At 69.8% G+C, this 26,705-nt stretch carries 23 protein-coding genes and 1 pseudogene; 15 read left to right on the top strand and 9 right to left on the bottom strand.

All coding sequences use genetic code 11. The features are described from left to right. Nucleotides 1-348 precede the first annotated feature (348 nt). Nucleotides 349-3,135, top strand: coding sequence for a MobF family relaxase (mobF, locus tag BLT76_RS18690; RefSeq protein ID WP_090859584.1), 2,787 nt, complete (start codon nucleotides 349-351; stop codon nucleotides 3,133-3,135). A 100-nt stretch (nucleotides 3,136-3,235) separates the two neighbouring features. After that, a complete protein-coding gene (locus BLT76_RS18685) occupies nucleotides 3,236-3,463 on the top strand; it encodes a helix-turn-helix domain-containing protein (protein WP_090859582.1) in 228 nt (75 codons plus the stop codon). 436 nt (nucleotides 3,464-3,899) lie between these two features. On the opposite strand, the gene BLT76_RS18680 is transcribed toward BLT76_RS18685, so the two are convergent. From BLT76_RS18680 to BLT76_RS18670, 3 genes are all read right to left on the bottom strand, one after another. Further along, on the bottom strand, nucleotides 3,900-4,679 hold the full coding sequence (locus tag BLT76_RS18680; protein ID WP_090859581.1) for a DUF5677 domain-containing protein: 780 nt from the start codon (nucleotides 4,677-4,679) through the stop codon (nucleotides 3,900-3,902). Between the two features lie 8 nt (nucleotides 4,680-4,687). Continuing rightward, nucleotides 4,688-5,410, bottom strand: coding sequence for a hypothetical protein (locus BLT76_RS18675; RefSeq protein WP_090859579.1), 723 nt, complete (start codon nucleotides 5,408-5,410; stop codon nucleotides 4,688-4,690). A gap of 98 nt (nucleotides 5,411-5,508) precedes the next feature. Continuing rightward, nucleotides 5,509-6,369 carry a hypothetical protein gene (locus BLT76_RS18670; protein ID WP_139175677.1) on the bottom strand — a complete coding sequence of 287 codons (861 nt, stop codon included), beginning with the start codon at nucleotides 6,367-6,369 and terminating at the stop codon, nucleotides 5,509-5,511. Between the two features lie 101 nt (nucleotides 6,370-6,470). Here BLT76_RS18670 and BLT76_RS18665 point away from each other — a divergent pair, with 101 nt between their 5' ends. Next, nucleotides 6,471-8,240: a hypothetical protein gene (locus tag BLT76_RS18665; RefSeq protein ID WP_090859575.1), complete on the top strand. Its 1,770-nt coding sequence runs from the start codon at nucleotides 6,471-6,473 to the stop codon at nucleotides 8,238-8,240. A 262-nt stretch (nucleotides 8,241-8,502) separates the two neighbouring features. Continuing rightward, nucleotides 8,503-9,483: pseudogene (locus BLT76_RS26675) on the top strand (tyrosine-type recombinase/integrase); the annotation flags it as partial. Nucleotides 9,484-9,609: 126 nt separating this feature from the next. Here BLT76_RS26675 and sodN read toward each other — a convergent pair. After that, entirely contained in the window at nucleotides 9,610-10,083 is a 474-nt protein-coding gene (sodN, locus tag BLT76_RS18655) for a superoxide dismutase, Ni (protein ID WP_244509482.1), read from the bottom strand. 89 nt (nucleotides 10,084-10,172) lie between these two features. Between sodN and BLT76_RS26435 the strand changes: the two genes are divergently transcribed. The 8 genes from BLT76_RS26435 to BLT76_RS18615 all read left to right on the top strand — a co-directional run bounded on the left by BLT76_RS26435 (nucleotide 10,173) and on the right by BLT76_RS18615 (nucleotide 18,066). Further along, the gene (locus tag BLT76_RS26435) at nucleotides 10,173-10,454 is read left to right on the top strand and encodes a S24/S26 family peptidase (RefSeq protein WP_244509477.1); all 282 of its coding nucleotides are present in this window, start codon (nucleotides 10,173-10,175) and stop codon (nucleotides 10,452-10,454) included. 164 nt (nucleotides 10,455-10,618) lie between these two features. Further along, a complete protein-coding gene (locus BLT76_RS18645) occupies nucleotides 10,619-11,812 on the top strand; it encodes an NAD(P)-dependent malic enzyme (RefSeq protein ID WP_090859569.1) in 1,194 nt (397 codons plus the stop codon). Nucleotides 11,813-11,835: 23 nt separating this feature from the next. After that, nucleotides 11,836-12,804 (top strand): zinc-binding dehydrogenase, encoded by a 969-nt coding sequence (locus BLT76_RS18640; RefSeq protein WP_090859567.1) that lies wholly within the window; start codon nucleotides 11,836-11,838, stop codon nucleotides 12,802-12,804. Further along, on the top strand, nucleotides 12,801-13,472 hold the full coding sequence (locus BLT76_RS18635; RefSeq protein WP_090859565.1) for an SDR family oxidoreductase: 672 nt from the start codon (nucleotides 12,801-12,803) through the stop codon (nucleotides 13,470-13,472). The genes BLT76_RS18640 and BLT76_RS18635 overlap by 4 nt, the downstream gene beginning before the upstream one ends. 86 nt (nucleotides 13,473-13,558) lie before the next feature. Continuing rightward, nucleotides 13,559-15,010, top strand: coding sequence for a basic amino acid/polyamine antiporter (locus BLT76_RS18630; RefSeq protein ID WP_244509476.1), 1,452 nt, complete (start codon nucleotides 13,559-13,561; stop codon nucleotides 15,008-15,010). Between the two features lie 25 nt (nucleotides 15,011-15,035). Beyond that, nucleotides 15,036-16,283 (top strand): arginine deiminase, encoded by a 1,248-nt coding sequence (locus BLT76_RS18625; protein ID WP_090859563.1) that lies wholly within the window; start codon nucleotides 15,036-15,038, stop codon nucleotides 16,281-16,283. Next, nucleotides 16,283-17,062: an META domain-containing protein gene (locus BLT76_RS18620; protein ID WP_090859561.1), complete on the top strand. Its 780-nt coding sequence runs from the start codon at nucleotides 16,283-16,285 to the stop codon at nucleotides 17,060-17,062. The genes BLT76_RS18625 and BLT76_RS18620 overlap by 1 nt, the downstream gene beginning before the upstream one ends. Further along, on the top strand, nucleotides 17,059-18,066 hold the full coding sequence (locus BLT76_RS18615) for a lysylphosphatidylglycerol synthase domain-containing protein (protein ID WP_090859559.1): 1,008 nt from the start codon (nucleotides 17,059-17,061) through the stop codon (nucleotides 18,064-18,066). The genes BLT76_RS18620 and BLT76_RS18615 overlap by 4 nt, the downstream gene beginning before the upstream one ends. Here the strand turns inward: BLT76_RS18615 and BLT76_RS18610 are convergent. Next, the gene (locus BLT76_RS18610; protein WP_211753058.1) at nucleotides 18,044-18,661 is read right to left on the bottom strand and encodes a TetR family transcriptional regulator; all 618 of its coding nucleotides are present in this window, start codon (nucleotides 18,659-18,661) and stop codon (nucleotides 18,044-18,046) included. The genes BLT76_RS18615 and BLT76_RS18610 overlap by 23 nt on opposite strands. 125 nt (nucleotides 18,662-18,786) lie before the next feature. Here BLT76_RS18610 and BLT76_RS18605 point away from each other — a divergent pair, with 125 nt between their 5' ends. Genes BLT76_RS18605 through BLT76_RS18595 form a run of 3 tightly spaced genes read left to right on the top strand, consistent with a single transcriptional unit; the run spans nucleotide 18,787 to nucleotide 21,208 of the window. Further along, nucleotides 18,787-19,863, top strand: coding sequence for a ferredoxin reductase (locus BLT76_RS18605; protein WP_090859556.1), 1,077 nt, complete (start codon nucleotides 18,787-18,789; stop codon nucleotides 19,861-19,863). A 23-nt stretch (nucleotides 19,864-19,886) separates the two neighbouring features. Beyond that, a complete protein-coding gene (locus tag BLT76_RS18600; RefSeq protein WP_090859554.1) occupies nucleotides 19,887-20,990 on the top strand; it encodes a fatty acid desaturase family protein in 1,104 nt (367 codons plus the stop codon). A gap of 11 nt (nucleotides 20,991-21,001) precedes the next feature. Beyond that, entirely contained in the window at nucleotides 21,002-21,208 is a 207-nt protein-coding gene (locus BLT76_RS18595) for a hypothetical protein (protein ID WP_090859552.1), read from the top strand. Between the two features lie 168 nt (nucleotides 21,209-21,376). Here the strand turns inward: BLT76_RS18595 and BLT76_RS18590 are convergent, their stop codons facing one another. The 4 genes from BLT76_RS18590 to BLT76_RS18575 form a co-directional block, all read right to left on the bottom strand. After that, complete coding sequence (locus BLT76_RS18590; protein ID WP_090859549.1) at nucleotides 21,377-21,781, bottom strand: MmcQ/YjbR family DNA-binding protein; 405 nt, start codon at nucleotides 21,779-21,781, stop codon at nucleotides 21,377-21,379. 13 nt (nucleotides 21,782-21,794) lie between these two features. Further along, nucleotides 21,795-22,424 carry an acetoacetate decarboxylase family protein gene (locus BLT76_RS18585; RefSeq protein ID WP_090859547.1) on the bottom strand — a complete coding sequence of 210 codons (630 nt, stop codon included), beginning with the start codon at nucleotides 22,422-22,424 and terminating at the stop codon, nucleotides 21,795-21,797. 238 nt (nucleotides 22,425-22,662) lie between these two features. Beyond that, complete coding sequence (locus tag BLT76_RS25830; protein ID WP_090859545.1) at nucleotides 22,663-22,839, bottom strand: DUF6104 family protein; 177 nt, start codon at nucleotides 22,837-22,839, stop codon at nucleotides 22,663-22,665. 28 nt (nucleotides 22,840-22,867) lie between these two features. Continuing rightward, a complete protein-coding gene (locus BLT76_RS18575) occupies nucleotides 22,868-26,626 on the bottom strand; it encodes a multifunctional oxoglutarate decarboxylase/oxoglutarate dehydrogenase thiamine pyrophosphate-binding subunit/dihydrolipoyllysine-residue succinyltransferase subunit (RefSeq protein WP_090859543.1) in 3,759 nt (1,252 codons plus the stop codon). Nucleotides 26,627-26,705 lie beyond the last annotated feature (79 nt).

Genomic DNA, 26,705 nt, shown 5'->3' with positions numbered 1-26,705 from the left:
GCGTCTGCTGGCATTTGTGATCCCCGCCGTGGACAGGTCACTCACGGTGGACCGACGAGACGTCGAGGGCGCGAGTGGCTAGCTCGGCCTCGTCGGTGTGACGTCCGATGCTGATCCATGTCGATCGGCCCAGGGTCCGAGATCTCCCACTGGTAGAAGACTGCGCACGAGGCCAGTCCATCTTCCCCAATGCTCACGGTCCGGCATTTAAGAACAGCCTGCAAGGACATGGCTTCCGCCCATATCGGCGGCACGTATGCTACGAAGATTCGTAGGGCGGGTCACCACGTGGTGGCCCGTATCTGCATTTCTAGGGTAATTGACGGCTATTCGTGACGGGTGACGAATATGCACGGTGGGATCAAGGTCTACCGGGGTTCGGCGAAAGCGGCACGCAACTATGTCGAGGCCGATCGGCCCCGCGCGGACGACTACTACCTGGCCGAGGGCACCGGCCTCGCCGAGCACCACGTCGCCATCGCCACCGCAAACGGCCCCTCCGTTGCTACAGGAACACCGCTCGATGGCGACGCCTACGAGGCCTGGGTCGCCGGCCTCGACCGGACAGGCAGACCGAAGGGGCGGCTGCGGACTGATGACCAGGGGGTGCGGTTCGTCGAGGTCGTAGTCAACGGGCCGAAGACCTGGTCCCTGGCCGCTGCGGTCCATCCTGAGATTGCGGCCGCCTACGAGGCCGCGCAGGATCGTGCCGCGGGCGAGATCATCGGCTGGCTGGCCGAGAACGCGACGACCAGGGTGGGGCCACGTGGCCGGCAAGTGCAGGTCCCGGTCGAGCGGATCGAGGCCGCGACCATCCGGCACTACACCTCGCGTGCCGGTGATCCGCACCGTCATCTGCATCTGCAGATCAACGCTCGGGTCTGGGCGGCCGGGCGATGGAGGGGGATCCATACGGTCGGGGTCCGGGACAGTCTGGATGCGATCAACGGGATCGGCCACGCGGCCGTGCAGTGCGACCCCGACTTCCGCCACACGCTGCAGCGACTCGGCTACACCCTGGATGCGAGCTCGGGTGAGATCCGCGAGCTTGTCCCGTTTGTGGGGGAGTTCAGCGAACGGGCCGCGCAGATCGACCGCAACGTCGCCGGCTACGAGGCCGAGTGGCGCACCACGCATCCCGGCGAGGAACCGGGGCCGCGGCTACGGCAGGCCTGGGACACACGGGCCTGGGCTCAGGCCCGCCCAGACAAGGTCGTCCCCGAGGACGGCGTCGATCTTGCCCGCCGGTGGGTCGAGGAGCTCCACGACCTCGGCTTCCACTCACCGACTCCACCAGAACCGCCTGAGCGCCTCCCGGTCGACGCGGCAAGCAGTGTTGGAAGCAGGCTGGGGAGCAGGGTCGGCGTCCTGGATCGGGAGGAGGTGGTCGAGACGGTGTTGAGCCGGCTCGGGGCACGACGCTCGGCGTGGAACGCCGCCGACATCCGGGGCCAGGTCGAGCAGGCCATCGCCGCCGTCGGGATCGTCACCGACCCGCGGGGGCGGGTCGAGCTGGCCGAAGACCTCACCGCCCGAGCCATCGAGGCGTGTGTCCCGCTCCTGAACCGGACGGATGTGCCGGGGCACGTGCGGGCCCTGACCTCACCACGCGTCCTCGCGGTGGAAGCGGACCTCACCACTCGTCTCGCGGGCCGCGCGGCGACCGCCGCCCGACCGGCCGCGCCTACATCGGCTGCTGTGGGGGAGCAGTCGCTGGACCACATGCAGCGTGCCGTCGTCGCTGCGCTGGCGGGTGGTGGTGAGCTGGTGGTGATCGAGGGCGCGGCCGGTGCCGGGAAGACCACCACCCTCGCCGCCGCCCGCACCGCACTGGCCGATCGGGGCAATCGGTTGATCGTGGTGACGCCGACGTTGAAGGCCTCCCAGGTAGCGGCCCGTGAGCTGAAGACGCCGGCGTTCTCGGCGGCGTGGCTGGCTCACCAGTACGGGTTCCGGTGGGACGAGGACGGCCGCTGGACCCGCGACACCAACCCCCACGGCCCAACAACTCCAATGGTCACTCCCACGACTCAGGCGGTGTTGTCTCCGGGTGATGTGTTGCTGGTCGATGAGGCAGGGATGCTCGACCAGGACACCGCCAATGCCCTCATGCAGGTCGTTGATGAGACCGGTGCCCGGGTCGCGTTCATGGGCGACCGGCACCAGCTCCCCGCGGTGGGTCGTGGGGGAGTGCTCGACCACGCCACCCGCTGGGCTAACCCCGGCGCCTGCGTCACCCTGGACGCGGTGCACCGGTTCGCCGACGACGAGTACGCGCAGCTGAGTCTGCTGATGCGTAGTGGTGAGCGCAGTGGTGAGGTCTTCGACCGCCTCCACGCTCGCGGCCAGATCCACCTCCACGCCACCGACGTCGAACAGACCCATGCCCTCGCCGAGCTCGCTGCCGACGGGCCGCGGGGGCGCAGCGGTGAGGGACGGCTGCTGGTCGCCGACACCCGCGTCCAGGTCGACCTGCTCAACAAGATGATCCGCGACCGACGAGTCGCAGCAGGCCAGGTCGACGACACCGACGCGGTCCTCACCGGAAACGGCGGGAGGCTCGGTGTGGGGGACTGGGTGATGACCCGGCTCAACGACCGCGACCTCGACGTCGCGAACCGCGAGACCTGGACCATCACCCGCGTTACGGGCGATGGCGCCGTCGCTCTGGCTGGTGATCGGGGTGAGCGGGTGCTGCCGGGCGACTACGCCCGCCGGCACCTCGCGCACGCCTACGCCACCACCGCCTACGGCGCCCAGGGCGAGACCGTCACCGAAGCCCACCTCGCCGTCAGCGACAGCACCGACACCGCGTCCGCCTACGTCGCCATGACCCGCGGCCGCCACGCCAACACCGCCCACCTCGTCGCCGACAACCTCGACGACGCCCGACGAAAGTGGATCGAGGTGTTCAGCCGCGACCGAGCCGACCTCGGCCCAGCCCACGCCGCAAACATCGCCGTCGAGGACATCGACCGCTACGGCCCCGCAGCAACGGCCCGGACCCCGGACGCCACTGGACAGCTCCAAGCAGCCCTGCTGCGACAGCGTCACGAACAGACGGGAGCGACGCCGACGACCGGCCCTCGGCAACGAGTGGCACCCGACCCAAGACGGTCGCGGCGCGGTCGCTGAGCAACGACGGCATTCGCCGGGGATGTCCGAAATGCTCCGAGCGCTGTTGCTCTGTTTGGTACCGCGAGACCCGCTCGCGACACGCAGAGAGGACAACCCGATGAGCAGCATCACGACCGTCTCGATCCCCGACGGCAAGGACGAGGACTTCCTGACCCTGGCCGAGGTAGCAGCGATCCTCCGCGTCCCCGTCAACACCCTCCGGTGGTGGCGCCAGCAGGGCGACGGACCTCGGTTCTTCAAGATCGGCCGCCACCTACTCACCACCATCGGCGACCTCCGCGGGTGGATCGATGACCAGAAAACCACCGACCCAGCCAACGGCTGATGAGATTGGTGCTCGAGCTCTGAAGTGACTATCTCCCTGATAAAGGACGAAGCTCGCGTCGTGTTCGGGGTGCTCTCTCGCTGACAGAACGATGAGGCCGAGGGCCCCGCACCCGCTGAGCTGACGGAGCCAGGCCCGGTTCTTGACCCGCTCGCTGAGAAGTCCGCGGTCGAGCGGCCGCTGGTGCCGATGCGCGAGTCTTTCGTTCCGTAGGCCCCGGTGCAGTGTTCCGGTGTCCGACCGGGTCGACCGGTTCCGGAGGGGTGGATGGCGGCTGCGATGAACCGCCTCCGGGAGGCCAGTGACGTCCCTGAAGCCGAGTCGGCCAAGGAGGGTTCAGCTGAATAGTTGACCGCCTTCGATGGCGCCCCGGGCGGTCGGGACCTCGGCTTCGGGTTCCGGTTCTTGCCGCTGCTCGTGGACCCGCAGATTACGGCTATGGCTGCGGGTCGGGCAGTCGACGCATCACTTGGACGGAGTCGGCGAGGCTGTCGAGCCATTTCTCGTACGGGTGACCAACGGTCAGATCGTCCAGGACTCGCCTCGCCCAGTACACGCAATGCGTCAACATCGACAAGCCCATGGCTGGCGCCGGCCCACTGGGCTGGTTACGCAGCGCGAACGTCCCATCCTCTTGCTCTTCAACGTACAACTCCGCGGAGTGGGTCGTCGGGTGGGCGTACCAGGACAGAACGCGGTATGCGGGATAGACCGTGTTTCGGAGACCCAGTCGTTCGCAGATCTGGTCGAGCTTCTGCAGGACCTTCTGATCGTCCACGACTTCGACCTGACGATCTGCAATGAGTTCCTCGAGGAGCGCCAAGTTCCAGGTGGATGCCGTGACGTCACGGGGGCGGCCCTTGGCCTCATTGAGCATCGCGTTCAACAGTCGGCCGTCCTCGGCGTACCGCGACACAACCCCGGGGTCGCCCGTCACCGCCACCCAATGCGCTAGTAGCGCGTGCTCGAGCGCCGAGCGCACTAGTGGGATGCCCTCGTGGCCGAGGTCGTTCTTCTCTAGTCGCAGGTACGCCTGGCCGAACCGATGAACCTGCGCCACCCATGGACAGATGAGCAACGCCACCCGCACCTTCTCCGCGGGGACATTCACGCCTTTCGACGCCTGCATCCGCCACCCAACCAACAGCTTCTGCAGCGCGGCGCGGTAAGCCTCGACAGGGACGTGGCTCTCACGGGCGAGGTCGCCGTCGACCATTGAACGGCCTATCGCTTCGCTGCGGCGAGGTACTTCTCAACCTGCTTCGCGAAGAGTTCGTTGACCTCGTCGACGTTGAGATCGATCAATCCGCCGCCGCCGACGACGATGAGGACTGGGCCGGCCGTAGCCATGTCGGCGGCGAGCGTGTAGCTCTCACCTTCGACGCGTACACCCATCGCACGGTCGCCGATCTGCGGAACGGACATGACGGCGTACTTCACCGTCTCGCCGTCGCTCTCCTCCGACGTGCAGGTCTCCAACTGCTTCGCGAACTCGTCCAGGTATGCCTGTGGACCCTTCTCGGAGTCGTACTGGCCGATGGAGAACGACAGCAGCGACGAGGACAGGCCGCCGCCCTTCAAGTAGTCGTGCCGGACCTTCACATCCGGCTGCTTCGATGCCTCGAACGCGCAGTAGGAGTCGTTGTCCTCGTCGTCATCTGGACCGTCACCGGACGGGTCGCGTGCGTAGCCAGCCGGGAGCTCGTTGACGGACAGCAAAGTGTCCTCGAGCGTCTTCTTCGAGAGCCTCCGGTACTCGGGCTCAGCGGACGTGGACGGTTCGACGGCGACGTCCTCGACGGTGCTGCTGGCGGCAATTGACGGTGACGTGGAGGCAGCCGACTGGTCACCGTTCCCGCGGGCATCGCCGGAGTCGCCGGACCCTCCACACGCCGCCGACAGCACGGCCACCAACACGAGCACTGCAACCTGGTTGAGCCGCTTCATCGCCTACCTCTATCCGTCATGGTCGCCGCGACGGTATCCGTCGCTGCCGGCCGGCGCAGCGAAACCGTGAGCCTGCACTCCGGCCGGTGGCGACGTCGCTAGTTGCGTTGCACGTCCTCCCAGTCGCCTGACCGGACGAACTCGGTAGTCGCTGGCAGTTGTATCCATGAGCTGACGTTTCGCACGATGCCCTCGACCTCGGCGTCGCCGACGGGCCGTTTGGGTGGCCACGTCATCGAGCCTGGATGCGGCGCGAGTTGGCGCCAGGCGTCTGCCGGTAGTGCGAACGGTGGGACGCCCGGTCCGCGGTCAGTCCGGACGACCATCGCCAGGCCTTGGAAGCGGAGGGCGCAGAGACTGACTCTGCGAGACTCGCCCGCCTGCCAGTGCTGGTCCTGATGGGTGACGGTGATGCCGGCGTTGAGGGCGCGGAAGTTGCTGTTGCCGACGTACCGGCTCACCCACACCCAGGTCAGAGGGGGGACCTCTTGGGTGCGCGCGAACTGTTCGCGGGTTGCGGCGTCGGCGGTGTTGGTGCGGTCTGCGACGCGTTCGCGGACCCACGCGGTCTTCACTGCCCAAGCGGCGAGCGACGCCACCTCGGTCTCGTTGAAGGAGGTGACACCTAGCGGGTAAGAAGGTGCCCAAAGCCGTCGCAGCAACGGGATACAGCGGGTCTCGAGGAGGCTCATCCAACCGTTGTTGCAGGTTTCGCAGAACTCGCGAACGAACGTGGTCATCACTGACCGTTTGTGGTGAAGGGCCACGTTGGGAAGCTCGCTGAGCGTGTCGTCGCCGGTGCGTTGGAATCCGGATGCGTACGTGTGCTGAGTCGGGTCAACTTCCACGCCTTTGCGCAACCACTGTGGCCAGGCGTGCTCCTTTGTGAGCTTGCCGAACCGCCCACAGAAGACGCACCTGCGCGCCGGTTTCGACGCCTTGGTGGTCGCATTCGTCACAAGCACAGGATGCCCAGAGCTACCGACAAATGCGGTCGCTAGACGGTTACCGGGCGGCGAGTCGAGCCTGTTCCCCCGATCTCCGCCGGGAAGATGGCCGGGTGTTCAGCTGGGACCAGGACCCCAAGCGCGCCGAGAGAGCCATCCAGATGTTGCTCAGGGCACGCTTCTCTGGTCTGCGCTCCTTCGACGGCGCCGGTGGCGACGGAGGCCGAGACGCCGAGCTCGTGACCGCGGACGGCCGGACAGTCTTCGAGGTGAAGTCGTTCGGGCGCCTCGACTCCTCACGTCGCCGACAGGTCGCGAACTCGCTGAAGAACGCAGTTCAGACTGTCTCGGACATGACCCGCTGGGTGCTGGTCATCCCGATGAACATGACGCCCAACCGGCCCGGATCGAAGTCGTCCGAGCAGGCATGGTTCGACGAGACGCTCCCGAAGCTGGCTCCCGGCGTCGAGCTCGACTGGTTCGGTCAGGACTGGCTCGATGCAGCCCTCGCCGAGAACATGGACGTTCAACGCTTCATCGAGGGCATCGACGGTCAGGTCCTTCAACGGGCAGCCGAGTTCGGCATGGAGCAGGCAGTCCTCGCCGACGGCGCGAGCAACCTGACCGAACGACTCGCCGGCCTGCATCGCCGCGTCGACGAAGTCTCCCCGTACTGGACGCTCGACTTCGCTGTACGCGACGGCATCCATTACCAATCCCTACGAGCCAAGCGCGATGACGCGCAGCTCGTCGACCCCATCACCATCACTCCAACATTCGCGTTCCGTGCAGACGACCCCGATGACGAGGAGCTCCGAGCGAGGTTCGAGCACACACTGGCGTTCGGCGGCCACGTGGACCTACCCGCCGGGTACGTGATCGACCTCGACATCGACGCCTCCGATGAGGCCCGCAAACTGTTTGATGTCGGCGATCCGGCAGCGAATGAGTTCAGCATCGTCACCCTCCGCGAGGTGCTCGACAAACGCATCCGCTGCAACTACCAGATTCTCGCCGGCGAACCCGACGAGAACGGCAACGAGCGCGTCCTCTCCCAGTTTTCCGTGTTCTTCGCCGAACGGACCACAGGCGCAGTCGGAGTCAAGCTCTACGGCAGCGACGCGGCCGGCATCATCAAGTTCGAACTCGGCCTTCCGCGGCCGCCGAGCATGAGCGGCTCGGGTAAGCCACAGCTCGTGGACGGTGCAACGCTGCGCATCGTCCTTCCAGACACCCTCGTCGGCTACGACATCGACTCGTTACTTCCCGTCGCACGCACCCTCGCAGCCTCACAGGCCGGTACCCGCATCCGATTCCTACTGCCCCAACTCGGGTACGTCGACGGTCCACCTCTCGATGAAGCATCGTTTCCCGAAGCCGTCGCGACCCACCAGCTCATCGCGGACCTCCACCACATGCAGGAAGTCACCGGTTCAGCGTTCAGCTACCCAGCCAACATCACCATCGGACAGGTCAAGGAGCTCCGCCGAGTAGTGCGACAGCTCAACGGCGACGACGTTGAGCACGACGGCGGCTTCACACTTCAGGTGCTCCCCGACGCAGTCGCGGGCTTCCTCGAAGCGCTCCTGCAGGACCCGACAGGAGTCCTCCCGGGGGGAGTGTTCTCGGTCAACCCGCTCGTCTATTTCAACGTCGGAGACCTCAAGCTTCGGTTCGGACCGTCGGCCTTCTGGGCACCCCGCCCACGCCTCGTGAATCTCGCCCATCTTCAAGCAGTCGCCGCCAGCGAAGTCCACCCACCGGGGGGTGTGGGCGTGCCCGCCGAGTTCGAGCCGACGGACGCCCCGTTCAGATGGTTCTCACGCGACAAGTCGGAGACCTACCTGGAGTCCGCGGAGCGGCCCCCGGAGCTGAGTTCCTGAACTGCTCGCAAGACTCCATACCAAGGTGAGTCTTATGGGAATCTCCCGTTCTCCGACCTCCGCGCTAACTAGGACCTGCTCCCGCCGGTGGTCGTCCATTAGTCAGGGCCGTGGTGCTGCACCAGGTAATCGTTTCTCCACAGGTCCCTCCGACGTGTGTGGCTCGTCCACAGATTCGTCCCAGTCGAACTCTCCGGAGCGCACAGTCGTATTTGCTGCCGACCTTCGTCCGTAGTGGACGTGCTGGGACCGGAGGTGGCACGTGGTCAGCATCAAAAAACGCCGGGAGTCCGGCAAGTGGCGGGCGCGCTATCGCGACTCCGCAGGCAAGGAGCACGCTCGGCACTTTGAGAAGAAGACAGATGCGCAACGCTGGCTCAACCAGGTCACCGCATCAGTGGTCCGGGGCGACTACGTGGACCCAGCTGCGGGGAAGGTCACCCTCCGCCGGTACGCCGAGGACTGGCAGGCGGTCCAGGTCTCCAGCGACGGCACCAAGCGGATCGTCGACAACGCGCTCCGGCTTCATCTGCTGCCGGCGCTCGGTCAGCACCCCATCGGATCCGTCCGCCCGACGCTGCTCCAGGGCCTCATTCGCGACCTCGAACGCAAGGGGTTGTCGGCCGGGACGATCAGGAACGTCTACGACGTGACGGCCCGCGTCTTCGCAGCCGCGGTGGACGACCGCGTCATCGCGCATTCGCCGTGCCGCAAGATCCGCCTCCCGAAGGGTGATGACGAGGAGGTCATCCCGCCGACTGTCGACGAGGTCACGGCGGTGATGGACGCGATCGAGGACCGGTGGATCGCTCTGATCGTCCTCCTGGCAGGCTCCGGGATCCGGATCGGCGAGGCACGCGGGCTGCGGGTGGACGACATCGACTTCCTCGCCCGAACGATCCGGGTGGATCGCCAACGGCTGCAGAACGGCCAGATCGCCACCCTGAAGTCGAAGTCGTCTCGCCGCAGCGTCCCCATCGGCCAGGTGGTCCTCGACGAGCTCGAGACCCATCTCGCGGCCTATCCGACGGTTGGGCCGCTGTTCGTGGACGAGCTCGGCGAGCCGCTGCCGTACTGGCGGTGGAAGCGCATCCTGGCGGCGGCTTGCGACGAGGCCGGGGTCAGCGTGACCGCGCACGACTTCCGGCACTTCGCGGCCTCGGCGCTGATTGCCGGAGGAGCGTCGGTCAAGCAGGTGCAGGCGTTCCTAGGGCACGCATCGGCGGTCATCACGCTGCGGACCTACGCGCACCTGTGGCCCGGCGACGAGGACCGGACCCGGAACGTGCTCGACGCCGCCCTCAGTCCTCTTGCGGACTGGGGCGGCGTCGAGAAGGTAAAACTGCAGGTCAGAGGCCTGCGGAGGGCGTCAGCCCTTCTTGGTCTCCCAGAAGATCTCGGCGATCTCGTCGATCTTCGCGAGCAGCTCGTCGGCCTTGGCGGCGTCGAGCTCACCCTTGGTGCCGGAGGCACCGGCGAGCTTGGTGGCCTCGTTGACGAGCGTGTGGAGCTGCGGGTACTTCTCGAAGTGCGGGGGCTTGAAGTAGTCGGTCCACAGCACCCAGAGGTGGTGCTTGACCAGCTCGGAGCGCTGCTCCTTGATGAGGATGGCGCGGGTGCGGAAGTCCGGGTCGTCGTTGTCGGCGACCTTGGCGATGACAGCCTTGATGGACTCGGCCTCGATGCGGGCCTGGGCCGGGTCGTAGACACCGCAGGGCAGGTCGCAGTGGGCGGAAACCTCAAGCGTGGGTGCGAACAGTCGCGCGAACAATGCGGGTCCTCTCGTCGTGTCGTCTTCGGTTGTGGAGCACGACGCCGGAGCGGTCGGTCTCGACTGCGACACTACTCCGCGTGGCACGAGCCGATCGAGGGGTCCGACGTCTGGTGGGACGGGTACCCCTGCTGGGTCTGGCGCATGTGACGGGGGACTCCATGCTGCCGACCCTGCGGGCCGGCGACTGGCTGCTCGTCGACCACCGCGGGACGGTCCGGCCGGGCCGGCTGGTGGTGGCCCGGTTCGTCGACGGCACCCAGGCGGTCAAGCGCGCGACCGAGCGTCGTACGACGCGCGCCGGAGGCGCGGGCTGGTGGCTGCTGAGCGACAACCCGATCGGGGTCGACTCCCGGCACCGCGGACCGGTCGCGGAGGAGGAGGTCCGGGCGGTCGTCATCGCCCGGATCTGGCCGCGACCCCGCCGCCCCGCCGCGCTGTGACGGAGCACACGAAAGCGGTCGGGACAGCACCCCTGGCGTGAGCCGGACGCTGTGCCACACTGCGGAGACCGAGCAGTCCCAGCCTGGCCCCGCGGCAGCACCCCGTCGCGTCGAGCCGGACCACCGCGCCACGTACGGCCCACGCCTGGAAGGCACTCGAGTCCATGTCTGAAGCTCCGTCTGTTGCTCCGTCCCACCCGCTCGCCGGCGACCCGGTCTTCGACCTCCACGTCGGGGGCAAGATGCAGATCGCCTCGACGGTCCCGCTGCTCGGGCGCGACGACCTGTCGATGGCCTACACCCCGGGCGTGGCGCGGGTGTGCGAGGCGATCGCCGAAGACCCCTCGCTGACCCAGCACTACACCTGGGTGCCGAACACCGTCGCCGTCGTGACCGACGGGACCGCGGTGCTCGGGCTCGGCGACATCGGTCCGGCGGGGGCGATGCCGGTGATGGAGGGCAAGGCGGTGCTGTTCAAGCAGTTCGGCGGGGTCGACGGCATCCCGATCTGCCTGGACACGACCGACGTCGAGGAGATCATCGAGACCGTCGTCCGGATGGCCCCGAGCTTCGGCGGCATCAACCTCGAGGACATCTCGGCGCCGCGCTGCTTCGAGATCGAGGACCGGCTCAAGGCACTCCTCGACATCCCGGTCTTCCACGACGACCAGCACGGGACCGCGGTCGTGGCGCTGGCCGCGCTGACCAACGCCCTGAAGCTGACCGGCCGGCTCTTCGAGACGACCCGCGTCGTCATCGGCGGCGCGGGCGCGGCGGGCGTGGCGGTCACCAAGATCCTGCTCGAGGCCGGCATCAAGGACTGCGTCGTCGTCGACCGCAAGGGCGTCCTGCACTCCTCGCGCGAGGACCTCACGCCGACCAAGAAGGCGCTGGCGGAGATGACCGCCGACGTCACCGGCCGCACCGGCTCCCTGGCCGACGTGCTGGTCGGCGCCGACGTCTACATCGGGGTCTCCGGCGGCAACGTCCCCGAGGAGCACGTGGCACCGATGGCGCCCGACGCGATCATCTTCGGGCTCGCCAACCCGACTCCGGAGGTGCTGCCCGAGGTGGCCCACCGGCACGCCCGCGTGGTCGCCACGGGTCGCTCGGACTACCCCAACCAGATCAACAACGTGCTGGCCTTCCCGGGCATCTTCCGCGGTGCCTTCGACGTCCACGCGACGGCGATCACCGAGGGCATGAAGCTCGCCGCGGCGCAGGCGCTGGCCGCGCTGGTCGGCGACGACCTGGCCGAGGACATGATCATCCCGTCGCCGTTCGACCCGCGGGTGCCCGGCGCGGTGTCGTCGGCGGTGGCCGAGGCCGCACGCCGCGACGGCGTGGCCCGGCGCTAGCCCGCGGTCGCTAGGTTCGGAGCATGTTCGCCGTCTACGCCGACCAGTTCTCGAAGGACGACCCGGTCTCGGTCCTGCAGGTGGGGGAGCGACCCGATCCGGAGGTCCCGGACGGGTGGACCACGGTCACCGTCAAGGCCGCGTCCCTGAACCACCACGACCTGTTCTCGCTCCGCGGGGTCGGGCTGCGTGAGGAGTCGCTGCCGATGATCCTCGGCTGCGACGCCGCGGGGTACGACGAGGACGGCAACGAGGTCGTCGTGCACGCCGTGATCAGCGACCCGTCCTGGAGCGGCGACGAGACCTTCGACCCGAAGCGGTCGCTGCTGTCCGAGCGCTACCAGGGCACCCTGGCCGACAAGGTCGCGGTCCCGCGCCGCAACGTGGTCGCCAAGCCGGCCTCGCTGTCGTTCGAGGAGGCGGCCTGCCTGCCGACCGCGTGGCTCACGGCCTACCGGATGCTCTTCACCCGCGGCCAGCTGAAGGCCGGCGAGACGGTGCTGGTCCAGGGTGCCGGCGGCGGCGTCGCCACGGCGGCGATCATCCTCGGGCGGGCCGCCGGCCTGCGGGTGCTGGCGACCAGCCGCGACGAGGCCAAGCGCGCCCGGGCGCTCGAGATCGGCGCCCACGACGTCTTCGAGTCCGGCGCCCGGCTCCCGGTCAAGGTCGACGCGGTCATCGAGACGGTCGGCAAGGCCACCTGGTCCCACTCCATCCGCGCGCTGCGTCCCGGCGGCCGCATCATCACCTCCGGTACGACGTCCGGCCCGAACCTCGACGACGCCGAGCTGACCCGCATCTTCTTCCTGCAGCTCAGCGTCATCGGCTCCACCATGGGCACCCGCGACGAGCTGGCCGCCCTGGTCGCCCTGCTCGACGCGTCCGGAGCCCGGCCGCTGATCGACCGGGTGCTGCCGATGACCGAGGCTCGCGACGGCTTCGCGGCGATGGCCGGCGGCGACCTCTTCGGCAAGATCGTCTTCACCCGATGATCCACCTGCTCACCGGTGCCGGGTCCGGCATCGGCGCGGTGCTGGCGGCCCGCCTGCTCGGGCGCGGCGACGAGGTCGTCGCGGTGGTCCGATCCGCCGAGCGGGCGGAGCAGCTCGCCGACGGGCTGCCGGGCGCGACCACGCTGGTCGCCGACCTGGCCGACCCCGCGTCGCTGGCGGGGCTGGTGCTGCCCGACGCCCTGGACTCGGTCGTGCACGCCGCGGGCGTCGTCACCCTCGGGGCGGTGGCCGAGCTCGACGCGACGGCGTGGACCGAGCAGCTCCAGGTCAACCTGGTCGCCCCGGCGCTGCTGACCCGACTGGCGCTCCCGGCCCTGCGCGCCCGGCGCGGCACCGTGGTGCTGGTCAACTCCGGCGCCGGCCTGCACGCCCACCCGCAGTGGTCGGCGTACGCCGCCTCCAAGCACGGCCTGAAGGCCCTCGCCGATTCGCTCCGCGCGGAGGAGGCGTCGTCCGGCGTCCGGGTCACCACGGTCTACCCGGGCCGCACGGCGACGCCGATGCAGGCGGAGGTGCACCGCCAGGAGGGCAAGGCGTACGACGCCGCCGCGTGGATCCGGCCCGAGACCGTGGCCGACGCCGTGCTGCACGTGCTCGACCTGCCGCGCGACGCCACGATCAGCGACCTGACCGTCCGGCCCACCTGACGTCCGCCGGGCCTCACCCGTTTCGTGGGAGGCCCGCGACGTCCTCGCGTTCCTAGCCTCGGGCTCCCCGGCCCGGAGGAGTGAGCGTGGCGCAGCAGGCGGAGGAGCAGGCCGCTCCGGTGGCGACGATGAGCGTCCCCACGCTCACCGCGATGGTGGTCGGGGGGATGGTCGGGGCGGGGGTGTTCTCGCTGCCGGCGCGGTTCGGCGTGGCCACCGGCATCCTGGGCTCGCTGATCGCCTGGGCGATCGCGGGCGCGGGCATGCTGATGCTGGCCTTCGTCTTCCAGAACCTGGCCATCCGCCGGCCCGACCTCGACTCCGGCGTCTTCATCTACGCGAAGGCGGGGTTCGGCGACTACGCCGGCTTCAACTCCGCGATCGGCTTCTGGGCCAGCTCGGTCGCCGGGAACACCTTCTACTGGGTCTTCATCGGCGCCACCCTCGGCGCGTTCTTCGACGGGTTCGGCGACGGCGACACGGTGCTGGCCGTCGGCCTGGCGACCTGCGGCGTGTGGCTCTTCCACTACCTGATCGCCCGCGGGGTGCGCGACGCCGCGGTCATCAACCGGATCGTCACGGTCTTCAAGATCCTCCCGATCCTGGTGTTCATCGTGGTGCTGCTGGTCTCGCTCGATGCCGGGGTGGTCGCCGACAACTGGCTCGCCACCGGGTACGGCGACCTCGACGGCCTCGGCGACCAGGTCCGCAGCACCATGCTGATCACGACGTTCGTGTTCATCGGCATCGAGGGCGCCAGCGTCTACTCGCGCTACGCCCGCCGCCGCGAGGACGTCGGCCGGGCCACGGTCCTGGGCTTCCTCAGCGTGCTCTCGATCTTCGCCCTGGTGACCCTCTCCAGCTACGCCGTCGTCCCGCAGCCCGAGCTCGCGGCCACCCGCCAGCCGTCGATGGTCGGGGTCTTCGAGTCGGTCGTCGGTGACTGGGGCGAGGTGTTCATCAGCGTCGCGGTCATCGTCTCCGTCCTCGGCGCCTACCTGGCCTGGACCCTGATGGCCGCCGAGGTGATGTTCATCCCCGCCCGCGCCGACGACTTCCCGGCCTTCCTGGGCCGCGAGAACGCCGCGGGCACGCCGATCACCGCGCTGGTGGTCACCTCGCTCGGCGTGCAGGCCCTGCTCGCGCTGACCCTGGTCGTGACCGACGCGCTGAACTTCCTGCTCGACCTGGCCACCAGCCTGGCCCTGCTGCCCTACCTGCTCGCGGCGGCGTACGCCCTCAAGCTCGGCCTCACCGGGGAGTCGTACGACGGCGTCGCGCCCGCCGTACGACGGCGCGAGACGATCGTCGCCGGCGCGGCCACGGCATACACGATCTTCCTCTTCGACGCCGCCGGGCTGCAGTTCCTGCTGCTGTCGACGGTGATCCTCGCGCCCTCGGCGCTGCTGTTCGTCAAGGCCCGCAGCGAGCGCGGGCTGCGGCTGTTCACCCCGACCGAGATGGGCGTCTTCGCGCTGGTCGCGGTCGGCGCCGTCATCGGCGCCGTCGGGCTGTGGACCGGCCGGATCGTGCTCTGACCGCTCCGAAGGAAGGCAGGAACCCATGACCGACTCCACGTCGTACGGCGTCCACTCGGAGGTGGGCCGGCTGCGCAAGGTGCTGGTCTGCCGGCCCGGTCTCGCGCACCGCCGACTGACCCCGTCGAATAGCGACGAGCTGCTCTTCGACGACGTGCTCTGGGTCGAGAACGCGCAGCGCGACCACGCCGACTTCGTGAACAAGCTGACCGGTCGCGGGGTGGAGGTGGTGGAGCTGCACGACCTAGTGGCGCAGAGCCTCGCCGTACCCGGGGCGCGGGACTGGGTGCTGGACCGCAAGGTGATCCCGAACCGGGTCGGCCTCGGGCTGGTCGAGGGCACCCGGGCCTACCTGGAGTCCCTCGCCCCGGCCGACCTCGCGGAGGTGCTGATCGGCGGGCTCGCGACGCACGACCTGCCCGACGACGTCCGCTCCGGGTACGTCGCCCTCGCCCGCGAGTCGACGGGCGCCCGGGAGTACCTCATGCCGCCGCTGCCGAACACGCTCTACACGCGGGACACGACCTGCTGGCTCTACGGCGGGCTCACGATGAACCCGCTCTACTGGCCGGCCCGCAAGGACGAGACGCTGCTCTACGGCATGGTCTACGGCTTCCACCCGGACTTCGTGGGCTCCACGGTCTGGTGGGGTGACCCCGAGCAGGACTGGGGCCAGGCCACCTTCGAGGGCGGCGACGTGATGCCGGTCGGGAACGGCGTCGTCCTGGTGGGGATGAGCGAGCGCACCTCGCGTCAGGCGATCACCCAGGTGGCGGCCGCGCTCTTCGCCCAGGGGGCGGCCGAGCGGGTCGTGGTGGCCGGGATGCCCAAGCTGCGCGCCGCGATGCACCTCGACACGGTCTTCACCTTCGCCGACCGCGACGTGGTGACCCTCTACCCGACGATCATGGACGCGGTGCACACCTTCAGCCTGGTGCCGTCCGACCGCCCGCCGGGGGTCGAGGTGATCGACGAGGGGGGCACCCCGTTCGTGGACGTGGTGGCCCGCTCGCTGGGGCTGCCGGCGCTGCGGGTGATCGAGACCGGCGGCGACGTCTACCAGTCCGAGCGACAGCAGTGGGACAGCGGCAACAACGCCGTCGCGCTGGAGCCGGGGGTGGTGATCACCTACGACCGCAACACCCTCACCAACACCCTGCTGCGCAAGGCGGGGATCGAGGTGGTCACGATCGTCGGGGCCGAGCTGGGGCGCGGACGCGGGGGCGGGCACTGCATGACCTGCCCCATCATCCGCGACCCCGTGGACCTGTGATGAGGACCCTCCCGGTGGCGTCGCTCCCGCTGGTGCTGCTGCTCGGCTGCGGGTCGGAGGCCGACTCGGCCACCGAGCCGACGCCCGTGACGGCCGACGGGCTGGAGGGGTCGGCGTACGTCTCGACAGGGGTGGAGGGCCGCGACCTGGCCGCCGGGACCCGGGTCCGGCTCGCGTTCGAGGACGACACCATGTCGGTCTCGGCGGGGTGCAACACGATGTTCGGGCCGTACGAGGTCGCGGGGGAGACCCTGGCCTGGACCGGTGCCCCCGCCAGCACGGTGATGGGCTGCCTCACCGAGGAGGCCGCGCAGGACGAGTGGCTCACCGCCTGGCTCACCGACGGCGTCACCGTGTCCCGGGAGGGCGGGGACCTCCGCCTCGCCGGTGACGACGTCACGATCACCCTCGCGCCGGCCGACGTGGCCGATCTGGACGACGTCCTCGGCACGTCCTGGACCGTGGTCGGCACCCTCACCGACGGGCAGCTCACCCCGGTCCCCGACGGGGTACGGCGGCCGCGGCTGTCGGTACGGGCCGACGGCCTGGCCAGCCTCGACACCGGCTGCAACAACGGCCGGACGACGGTCCGGGTCGCCGACGGCACGATCACCTTCGGCCACGCGGCCATCACCCGCGCGGCCTGCCCCGAGCCGGCCGCCGGCCTGGAGCGGGACGTGCTCGCGGTGCTCGACGGGCGCAGCGACGAGGTGACCTTCGACGGCCGGGTGCTGGTCGTGACCAAGGGCGATCGCGGCCTGGTGGTCGAGGTGGGATGAGCGCGGGCCGCCGCCGGTGGCTGATCCGGCTCGGCCTGCTCGCCGTCGCGCTGCTGGTCGCCGTGGTGGTGGTCCGGCTCGTGGGCGAGGTCGACTGGGGTGCCGTGCGGGACGCACTCGGGAAGCTGACCTGGTGGCACCCGCTGGTGCTGCTGGTCGTGCTGCTGGTCCGGCAGGTGCTCAACGCGCTGCCCCTCGCGCTGTTCATCCCGGGCATCACGCCGTACCGGGCGACGGTCAACGACCAGGCGGCCATCCTGATGGTGACCGTGGCGCCACCGCCGAGCGACCTGGCGCTGCGGATCGCCATCTTCGGCTCCTGGGGCGTGCCGGCGGCGCGGGCCGTCGCCGGGACGGTGATGAACACGCTGACCTTCTACGTCGTCCGGTTCGCGGCTCCGGGGGTGGGCTTCGTGCTCCTGCTGGTCCTCGGGCAGCCGCCCGGGCCGCGGTGGTTCGAGCTGCTGAGCGTGGCGGTGTCCCTCACGATCGTGGTCGGCGTGGTGCTCGTGGTCCGCAGCGAGCCGCTCGCCCTGGCGATCGGCGGCGGGGCCGGTCGGCTGGTGCGGCGGGTCCGCCGGAGCGTGGACCCCGAGGCGTGGGCGCGCTCGTGCGCGGAGTTCCGGCACGACGTCGCCGGCCGGTTCCGGCACGGCTTCCCCCGCTCGCTCCTGGCCCTGGCCGGGATGCTCGCCGTGGACCTCGCGCTGCTGGCGCTGTGCCTGCGCTTCGTCGGGGTGGAGCGCGGGGAGGTCGGGTTCGCGGCCGTGGCGGTCGCCTACCTGTTCGCCTACCCGTTCACGCTCTTCCCGCTGTCCGGCCTCGGGGTCGTCGACGCCCTGGTCCTGGCCGCCCTGGTCGAGGCCGGCGGGCACCAGGTCGAGGCGGCCGCCCTGGCCGGGCTCGTGGTGTGGCGGGTCTTCACCGTCGCCGGACCGATGCTCCTCGGTCTGGTCGCGCTGGCGCTCTGGCGGCGCGGCGTCAGGTCCGCGAGCGCCAGTTGAGCGCACCGACCAGGACCATCCGCAGCTGGGTGCGGGCGGTCTCGGTGATCGGCTTCTCGGCGGCCGGCTGCGGGGCGCTGATCAGCCGCTCGGCGGTCGCGACCATCGCGGTCACGATCAGGTTCGACAGCACCCGCAGGTCCTCGGCCGACCACGACTCGGTGCCGGGCAGCAGGGCCAGGTCGGTGGCCAGCTCGTGCTCACACAGGTCGATCTCGTGGTGGATCGCGTCGCGGACCTGGGGCGGACCGGCGCCGCGCTCGCGGCCGATGAAGGCGAAGTGGGCGCGCTCCTGCCGCACGTGCTGGGCCAGGATGTCGACCGAGCGGTCGACGATGTCGGCGTACGACGGCGCGCCCTGGCGGATGTCGCGCAGCATGGCGCGCAGCGACACGAACGACTCGTCGACGAGCGCGAGGCCGAGGGACTCGATCGACTCGAAGTGGCGGTAGAACGCGGTCGGGACGATGCCGACCTCCTTGGCGACCTGGCGCAGCGACAGCGCGATCAGGCTGCTGTCCTCGCAGAGGGCCAGTCCCGCGTCGAGGATGGCGCGCCGGGTGCGCTCCTTGCGCTCGACACGGGTCTCGGTCACAAGCACCCATCTTATCAGTGCACATGTGTGCACCGTCACGAGCGACGCGGGTTGACGGTCGCCGCGCGTCCCGGCGAGAGTTTGGGTGTACACACGTACACCCAAACTCTCCGGAAGGAGCTCCGATGAGCGTCGTCGACACCGTCCTCCGCTCCCGGGCCCTGGCCGCGCTCACCTCGCCCCACGGCGTGGACCGCTACCTGGAGCTGGTGAACCCGATGTGGGCGGCCCACGAGGTCCGGGCCCGCATCGTCGACGTCACCCGCGAGGTCGACGTGCCCGGCCACCCGCCCGTCGCCACCCTGACCCTCCAGCCCACCGCCACCTGGCGCGGCCACCGCGCCGGCCAGCACGTCCAGGTCGGCGTCGAGGTCGAGGGCGCCCGTCGTACGACGCGGGTGTTCACGATCTCCAGCTCCGACTCCCGACCCGGCGAGCGCTTCACCATCACCCTGCGGGCCAACCCCGGGGGAGTCGTCTCCCGGTGGCTGGTCGAGCAGGCCAGCCCCGGCACCATGCTGCACCTCTCGCAGGCCCAGGGGGAGTTCGTGCTGCCCGACCGGGTGCCCGAGCACGTGCTGATGATCTCCGGCGGCTCCGGCATCACCCCGGTGATGTCGATGCTGCGCTCGCTGCAGCGGCGTACGCACCGCGGTCGGATCACCTTCCTGCACTACGCGCAGAGTCCCGCGCACCTGATCTTCGCCGCCGAGCTCGACGAGGTGCGCCGCTCCGGCCACGGGGTCGACGTGCACCTGCTGCACCCCGAGCACGGAGACCCGAACCTGTCCCCGGCGTACCTCGAGCGTCTGGTGCCCGGCTACCGCGACGTGCCCACCTGGGCCTGCGGGCCGACGCCGCTGATGGAGGCGGTCCTGGCGTCGTACGACGGCTCGGACGCGCTGCGGACCGAGTGGTTCCGCCCGCCCCGGGTCTCGACCGGCGCGAGCGGGGGCGAGGTCGTCTTCGCCCGCTCCGGGCGCACCGTGCCCAACTCCGGCGCACCGCTGCTCGAGCAGGCCGAGGCCGCCGGGCTCACCCCCGCGTCGGGCTGCCGGATGGGCATCTGCTTCTCCTGCGTGTCCCGCAAGACCGAAGGAACGGTCCGCGACGTCGTGAGTGGCGAGGAGTCCTCGCTGCCCGACGAGGACGTCCGGATCTGCGTCTCCGCCCCCGTGGGCGACTGCACCGTCGACCTCTGACCGTCGACCTCTGAGGAGAAACCGTGAAGACCAACCGCACCACCCTGACCGCCGAGCAGCTCGAGGAGTTCGGCGACGAGCTCGACGCCATCCGTCAGCGGGTCCTGGCCGACCTCGGCGAGGCCGACGCGTCGTACATCCGCGACGTGGTGAGGGCCCAGCGGGCCTTCGAGGTCGCCGGCCGCGCGCTGTTCTACCTGCCGCCCGCGTGGCCGCTCGCCGTCGCGGCGCTGAGCGTCTCCAAGATCCTCGACAACATGGAGATCGGCCACAACGTCATGCACGGCCAGTACGACTGGATGGGCGACCCGGGCCTGAACTCCCGGATGTACGAGTGGGACAACGTCTGCCCGTCCGAGCAGTGGAAGAACTCCCACAACTACCTCCACCACACCTACACGAACATCCTCGGCAAGGACCGCGACATCGGGTACGGCGTGCTGCGGATGGACGAGGACCAGCCCTGGCACCCCTACTACCTCGGCAACCCGGTCTACGCCTTCCTGCTGATGGTGTTCTTCGAGTGGGGCGTGGCGATGCACGACCTGGAGGTCGAGAACATCGTCGCCGGGCGCCGGAAGGTGTCGGAGAACGCCGCCCTGCACGCCGGGATCATGCGCAAGGTGAAGCGCCAGGCGCTGAAGGACTACGTGCTCTTCCCGGCCCTGACCGGGCCGCTGTTCCCGCTCACCCTCGCCGGCAACGCGACCGCCAACCTGGTGCGCAACGTGTGGGCCTTCAACATCATCTTCTGCGGCCACTTCCCGGCCGGCGTCGCGACCTTCTCCGCCGAGGAGTGCGAGGACGAGACCCGCGGCCACTGGTACTACCGCCAGCTGCTCGGCTCGGCCAACATCACGGGCAGCAGGCTGTTCCACGTCCTGACCGGCAACCTCTCGCACCAGATCGAGCACCACCTCTTCCCGGACCTGCCGGCCCGTCGCTACCCGGAGATCGCCACCGAGGTCCGCGAGATCTGCGACCGCTACGGCCTGCCCTACAACACCGGCTCCCTCGGTCGGCAGCTCGGCAGCGTGGCGAAGAAGATCTGCCGCCTCGCCCTGCCCGACCGACGTGACCGGTCTCGCACCGCCGCCCCCGTTGTCGCGGAGCCCGCCGCGGCATGACACTGGTGCCCATGAGCGACCACCTGAGCAAGGCCGAGATCCGCAAGGACGCCGTGCAGGGCACGGTCGAGGCCGCCGCCTCGACCGTCGGCCAGGTGACCTCGATCATCACCGGCGCCGTCCGCGACGTCGCCTCCGCCGTCGGCGGGTTCGCCACCGAGGTCTTCGAGATCCGGGAGTCCGCCCGCCGGGCGTCGGCGGAGCACGGGGAGGACTGAGCCGCCGAACGCTCCCGTCCAGCGGTGAGCTGTCCACCGATCTGCGCCGTCGGTCGGTGGACCGGTCACCGCCCGGCCGGCGTGTCGGCGCGGCGCGCCACGGTGGCGGTGGCAGTTCCACCGATCGGGTGCCGAGAACGGTGGACAGCTCACCGCCGCCCGGGTCGCTCAGCCGTCCAGCCGCCGCACCAGGAACTTCGGCGCGCACAGCCGGTAGGAGTCGGTGACCAGCTCGGCCACCTCGTCCCAGTCGGTGCCGTCGTCGAGCACCAGCCCGACGATCGAGCCGGACCACGGGGGCTTGTAGAACGGCAGCCCGGCGTGGGTCAGGGCGAGCAGCTCGTCGTCGACGGAGTGGAAGGTCAGCACGGTCCGCGGCGTCGGGTCCCCGGTGATGTCCCGGTACGCCGACTCGTAGCCCTCCTGCGCCACCATCACGTGCGCGAAGGTCTTGGTGCGGATCCGCCAGCGCACGCCGGTCCAGGCGTCCTCCTCGTAGGCCTCGGGGAGGGCGGTCGCGGTCGTCGCGACCCGTCGTACGACGTCGGCGGCGGGCTCGATCCGGCGGGGCACGGCGCGGTCGCCGTCAGGCGAAGGACATCCGGAAGCCGGCCTGCCGGAAGGAGGCGAGCTGCCGGGCGTCGGCGAGCCAGCCCAGCGGGCCGTCGGGCGCGAACTCCCAGCGACCCCGGCAGGGCAGCGCCTTCGCCGAGCCGGTGAGGGCGGCCGTGACCGGGCTCGTGTGGTCGTCGATCGGCGGCTGCCAGGTGGCGCCCTTGAACGGGATCCGTACGGCGAGCCGCGACACGTCGGTGAACTCGGCCCGGGCGATCGGCCGCCGCCCGGCGGTCGCCGTCCACTCGGTCCGCGACAGCGGGCCGCGGTAGGACGACTCCAGCCGGAAGTCGCACAGCTCCTTGGGGATCGCCCAGAGCCCCCGCCCGCCGGCGACCGACGCGGGGGAGTCGACCCAGATGTCGGTGATCGACACCGCCTTCAGTCCGTCCTCCTGCACCGGCCGCGCGACCAGGAGCTCGGAGTAGGTGAGCGGACTGCCCTCCTCGTAGGAGACGAACGCGACCCCGTAGACCCCCGCCGGTCGCAGCGCGTCCACGGCCTCGCGGACCCGGAACAGCGAGAGCCAGAGCTGGCCCACCATGTCCCACGGGGCGGCGGGGTAGTCCACGTCGTACGACGGATCAGCGGGGCTGGTCATGGCCGACACAGTAGAACGGCCCGGCGACAGTCGTCGCCGGGCCGTGCTGATGAGTGGGTCCGCGAGACCAGATGGGTCTCGACACGCGCCTTCTGACTTCGCAGGCTCAGTCAGAGCGCTCGCTCGACCACCATCATCCGGTCCGCTGACGCGTCCCGGATCGACACGCGCCTTCTGACTTCGCAGGCTCAGTCAGAGCGCTCGCTCGACCACCAAGGGACTAGTCCGCTGCCGCGTCCTAGTCCTCGGGATCGTCCAGGCGCGCCAGCCAGGTCGCGAACCGCTCGACGGCGGTCTCGAACTCCGGGTGGGCGTCGGTGAAGGCCTGCAGCTGGTCACCCAGCCACTCCAGGGTGACCTCCTCGTCACCCCGGCGCTTCTGCAGCTCCTCGATCCCACGATCGGTGAAGTACATCTGCTCTCCTGTCGACCGACGAACGCCGTCAGGCGAAGGCCCGCTCCATGAGCTCCTTCTGCTCCGCCTGGTGCCGCTTGACCGTGCCGACCGCGGGGGAGGACCCCTCGGGCCGGGTGACCGGCACGACCTGGGCGTCGACCTCGGGCCAGACGTTCAGGGCGTAGTGCGGCCACGGGCCCATGTTGAGCGGCTCGTCCTGCACCCAGCGGACCTGCTTGAGGTGCGGGTAGCGGGCGATCTCGGCCCTGATGGCGTCGATCGGACGCGGGTAGAGCTGCTCGACGCGGCCGATGGCGAAGCGCTCGCTGTCCTCGCGCTTGGCCCGCTCGACCATCAGGTCCCAGGTGACGCGGCCCGAGCACAGCAGCAGCGTGTCGACCTTCTCCGCGTCCGCGGTCGCGTCGGGCACGAAGGCCTTGAACGAGCCGGAGGTGAAGTCGTCGGGCTGGGAGGCGGCCTCCTTGCGCTTGAGCATCGACTTCGGCGTGAAGACGATCAGCGGCCGGTGCTCCTCGCCGAGCGAGTGCTGGCGCAGCAGGTGGAAGTACGACGCCGGCGTGCTCGGCTGGGCGATCACCAGGGCCTCGTCGGCGGCCATCTGCAGGAACCGCTCGATCCGCGCCGACGAGTGGTCGGCGCCCTGGCCCTCGTAGCCGTGGGGCAGCAGCAGGACGACGCCGGACTGCTGGCGCCACTTGCTCTCGCCCGCGGTGATGAACTCGTCGATGACCGTCTGGGCGCCGTTGACGAAGTCGCCGAACTGCGCCTCCCACAGCACCAGCGCGTCGGGACGGGCCACGGAGTAGCCGTACTCGAAGCCGAGGGCGGCGTACTCGGAGAGCAGCGAGTCGTAGATGTAGAACTTCGCCTGGTCCTCGGTCAGCGAGGCCAGCGGCGTCCACTCGTCGGCGTTGGTGCGGTCGATGATCGTGCCGAACCGCGACACGAAGGTGCCGCGCCGCGAGTCCTGGCCGGCCAGACGGACCGGGCGGCCCTCCATGAGGAGCGAGCCGAAGGCGAGGATCTCGCCGGTGCCCCAGTCGATCGGGCCCTCTGTGATCGCGGTGGCCCGGCGCTGCAGCTGCGGCATCACCTTGGGGTGCACCGTGAAGCCGTCGGGCGGCGTGACGTAGGCGTCCGAGATCCGCTTGAGGTACTCCAGCGGTACGGCGGTGTCGGTCTCGCCGACCGACTTCTCGGGGTAGTCCGGGACGGTGGTCCACTCCGACGGCTGGGTGCTGGCCTCGCGGACCTCGGTGAAGACCCGCTCCAGCTGCTGCTGGTAGTCGCGCAGCACCTGCTCGGCCTCCTCGATCGTGATGTCGCCACGACCGATCAGGGACTCGGTGTAGAGCTTGCGGACCGAGCGCTTCTGCTCGATGAGGTCGTACATCAGCGGCTGCGTGTACGACGGGTCGTCGCCCTCGTTGTGACCGCGGCGGCGGTAGCAGACCAGGTCGATGACGACGTCCTTGTTGAACGCCTGGCGGTACTCGAACGCGAGCCGGGCGACGCGGATGCACGCCTCCGGGTCGTCGCCGTTGACGTGGAAGATCGGCGCCTGGACCATCCGCGCGACGTCGGTGCAGTAGAGCGACGAGCGGGAGGAGCCGGGGGAGGTGGTGAAGCCGACCTGGTTGTTGACGACCACGTGGATGGTGCCGCCGGTGCGGTAGCCGCGCAGCTGGCTCAGGTTGAGCGTCTCGGCCACCACGCCCTGGCCCGCGAACGCGGCGTCGCCGTGCACGAGGAGGGGGAGGACGGGGTACTCGGCGCCTCGGTTGAGCACGTCCTGCTTGGCGCGGGCGATGCCCTCGAGGACCGGGTCGACGGCCTCGAGGTGGGACGGGTTCGCGGCGACCGAGACCTTGATCGTGTCGCCGGCCTCGGCGACGAACTCGCCCTCGGCGCCGAGGTGGTACTTCACGTCGCCGGAGCCCTGGACCGTGCGCGGGTCGATGTTGCCCTCGAACTCGCGGAAGATCTGGGAGTACTTCTTGCCGACGATGTTGGCCAGCACGTTGAGCCGGCCACGGTGGGCCATGCCGATCGCGACCTCGTCGAGGTTGGCCTCGGCCGCGGCCTCGCAGATCTCGTCGAGCACGGGGACCGTGGTCTCGCCGCCCTCGAGGGAGAAGCGCTTCTGGCCGACGAACTTGGTCTGCAGAAAGGTCTCGAAGGCCTCGGCCTGGTTGAGCTTGAGCAGGATCCGCAGCTGCTCCTCGCGGGGCGTCTTGGTGTGCGGCTGCTCGACGCGCTCCTGGATCCAGCGGCGCTGCTCGGGGTCCATAATGTGCATGTACTCGATGCCGGTCGTGCGGCAGTAGGAGTCACGCAGGATCTTCAGGATGTCCCGCAGCTTCATGAACCGCCGGCCCTCGCCGCCGAACGAGCCGGTGGCGAACTCGCGGTCGAGGTCCCACAGGGTCAGGCCGTGCGACTCCACCTCGAGGTCGGGGTGGCTGCGCTGGCGGTACTCCAGCGGGTCGGTGTCGGCCATCATGTGGCCGCGCACCCGGTAGGCATGGATCAGCTCGAGGATCCGGGCCTGCTTGCTGATGTCGTCGTCGTGGGACGTCGAGATGTCGGCGTTCCAGCGGATCGGCTCGTAGGGGATGCGCAGCGAGCGGAAGATCTCGTCGTAGAACCCGTCGGCACCGAGCAGCAGCTGGTGCACGCGCTTGAGGAACTCGCCGGACTGGGCGCCCTGGATGACCCGGTGGTCGTACGTCGAGGTCAGCGTCATGACCTTCGAGATGCCGTTGCGGGCGATCGCCTCCGGCGAGGCGCCCTGCCACTCGGCCGGGAACTCCATCGAGCCGACGCCGATGATCGCGCCCTGGCCCTTCATCAGGCGCGGCACGGAGTGGGTGGTGCCGATGCCGCCGGGGTTGGTCAGCGAGATCGAGGTGCCCTGGAAGTCGACGACGCCGAGCTTGCCGTCGCGGGCCTTGCGGACGATCTCCTCGTAGGCGGTCCAGAAGCCGGCGAAGTCCATGCCCTCGGCGGCCTTGATGCTCGGGACGAGCAGCTGGCGCGAGCCGTCGGGCTTCGGTACGTCGATCGCGAGCCCGAGGTTGATGTGGGCCGGGGTGATCAGGTTGGGCTTGCCGTCGACGACGTCGAAGCCGTTGTTCATCTCGGGCATCGACCGCACGGCCTTGACCAGCGCGTAGCCGATCAGGTGGGTGAACGAGACCTTGCCGCCGCGGGCCCGGGCGAGGTGGCTGTTGATGACGATGCGGTTGTCCCACAGCAGCTTCACCGGGACCGTGCGCACCGAGGTGGCGGTCGGCACCTCCAGCGAGGCGTCCATGTTGGCTGCGGTGCGGGCCGGGGCCCCGCGGAGGACGGTGTAGGTCGGCTGGTCGCTCGCCGCGGCCGGCTCGGCCTTCGGGGACTCCTTCGGCACCGGGGCGGAGGTGCCCTTGGCCGGCTCGGCGGCCTTGGCGTCGGGGCGCGGCTTGGCGACCGGCGCGGGCTTGCTCGCGGCGGGCTTGGCCTCGGCAGGCTTCGACTCCGCCTGGGCCGGCGCGGCCTTCGCGGGGGCCGGCTTCGCGGGCTCGGCCTTCGCCGCGGCCGGGGCGGGTGCGGACCCGTTGGTCGTCGTACCGCCGTCGTGACCGTCCTTGAAGTACGACACCCACCGCGCGTCGACGCTCCCGGGATCCAGCTTGTACTGCTCGTACATCTCCTCCACGAGCCACTCGTTGGCCCCGAAGTCGTCGTCAGGCGGGCCTGCGGTGGTGGAGTGGGTGGACTGGCTGCCTGAGGGCTGCGGCACGACTTGCTTCGCCTCTTCCGATGCGCGCGACTTGGATGGGTTTCCGGTGTTCCAGGCTAGCCCCCGCCCGGGCAAATGC

It is taken from the genome of Nocardioides lianchengensis (assembly GCF_900101465.1).
Taxonomy (GTDB): domain Bacteria; phylum Actinomycetota; class Actinomycetes; order Propionibacteriales; family Nocardioidaceae; genus Nocardioides; species Nocardioides lianchengensis.
Note: the sequence above shows the minus strand (reverse complement) of the source record. Positions and strands in the feature narration are given on the sequence as shown.

Coding starts and splice junctions, on each gene's coding strand:
- mobF (WP_090859584.1), top strand. CDS start 349: ATGCACGGTGGGATCAAGGTCTACCGGGGTTCGGCGAAAGCGGCACGC.
- BLT76_RS18595 (WP_090859552.1), top strand. CDS start 21,002: ATGAGCGACCACCTGAGCAAGGCCGAGATCCGCAAGGACGCCGTGCAG.
- BLT76_RS18680 (WP_090859581.1), bottom strand. CDS start 4,679: ATGGTCGACGGCGACCTCGCCCGTGAGAGCCACGTCCCTGTCGAGGCT.
- BLT76_RS18615 (WP_090859559.1), top strand. CDS start 17,059: ATGAGCGCGGGCCGCCGCCGGTGGCTGATCCGGCTCGGCCTGCTCGCC.
- BLT76_RS18675 (WP_090859579.1), bottom strand. CDS start 5,410: ATGAAGCGGCTCAACCAGGTTGCAGTGCTCGTGTTGGTGGCCGTGCTG.
- BLT76_RS18635 (WP_090859565.1), top strand. CDS start 12,801: ATGATCCACCTGCTCACCGGTGCCGGGTCCGGCATCGGCGCGGTGCTG.
- BLT76_RS18625 (WP_090859563.1), top strand. CDS start 15,036: ATGACCGACTCCACGTCGTACGGCGTCCACTCGGAGGTGGGCCGGCTG.
- BLT76_RS25830 (WP_090859545.1), bottom strand. CDS start 22,839: ATGTACTTCACCGATCGTGGGATCGAGGAGCTGCAGAAGCGCCGGGGT.
- BLT76_RS18645 (WP_090859569.1), top strand. CDS start 10,619: ATGTCTGAAGCTCCGTCTGTTGCTCCGTCCCACCCGCTCGCCGGCGAC.
- BLT76_RS18685 (WP_090859582.1), top strand. CDS start 3,236: ATGAGCAGCATCACGACCGTCTCGATCCCCGACGGCAAGGACGAGGAC.
- BLT76_RS18640 (WP_090859567.1), top strand. CDS start 11,836: ATGTTCGCCGTCTACGCCGACCAGTTCTCGAAGGACGACCCGGTCTCG.
- BLT76_RS18585 (WP_090859547.1), bottom strand. CDS start 22,424: ATGACCAGCCCCGCTGATCCGTCGTACGACGTGGACTACCCCGCCGCC.
- BLT76_RS26435 (WP_244509477.1), top strand. CDS start 10,173: ATGCTGCCGACCCTGCGGGCCGGCGACTGGCTGCTCGTCGACCACCGC.
- BLT76_RS18620 (WP_090859561.1), top strand. CDS start 16,283: ATGAGGACCCTCCCGGTGGCGTCGCTCCCGCTGGTGCTGCTGCTCGGC.
- BLT76_RS18605 (WP_090859556.1), top strand. CDS start 18,787: ATGAGCGTCGTCGACACCGTCCTCCGCTCCCGGGCCCTGGCCGCGCTC.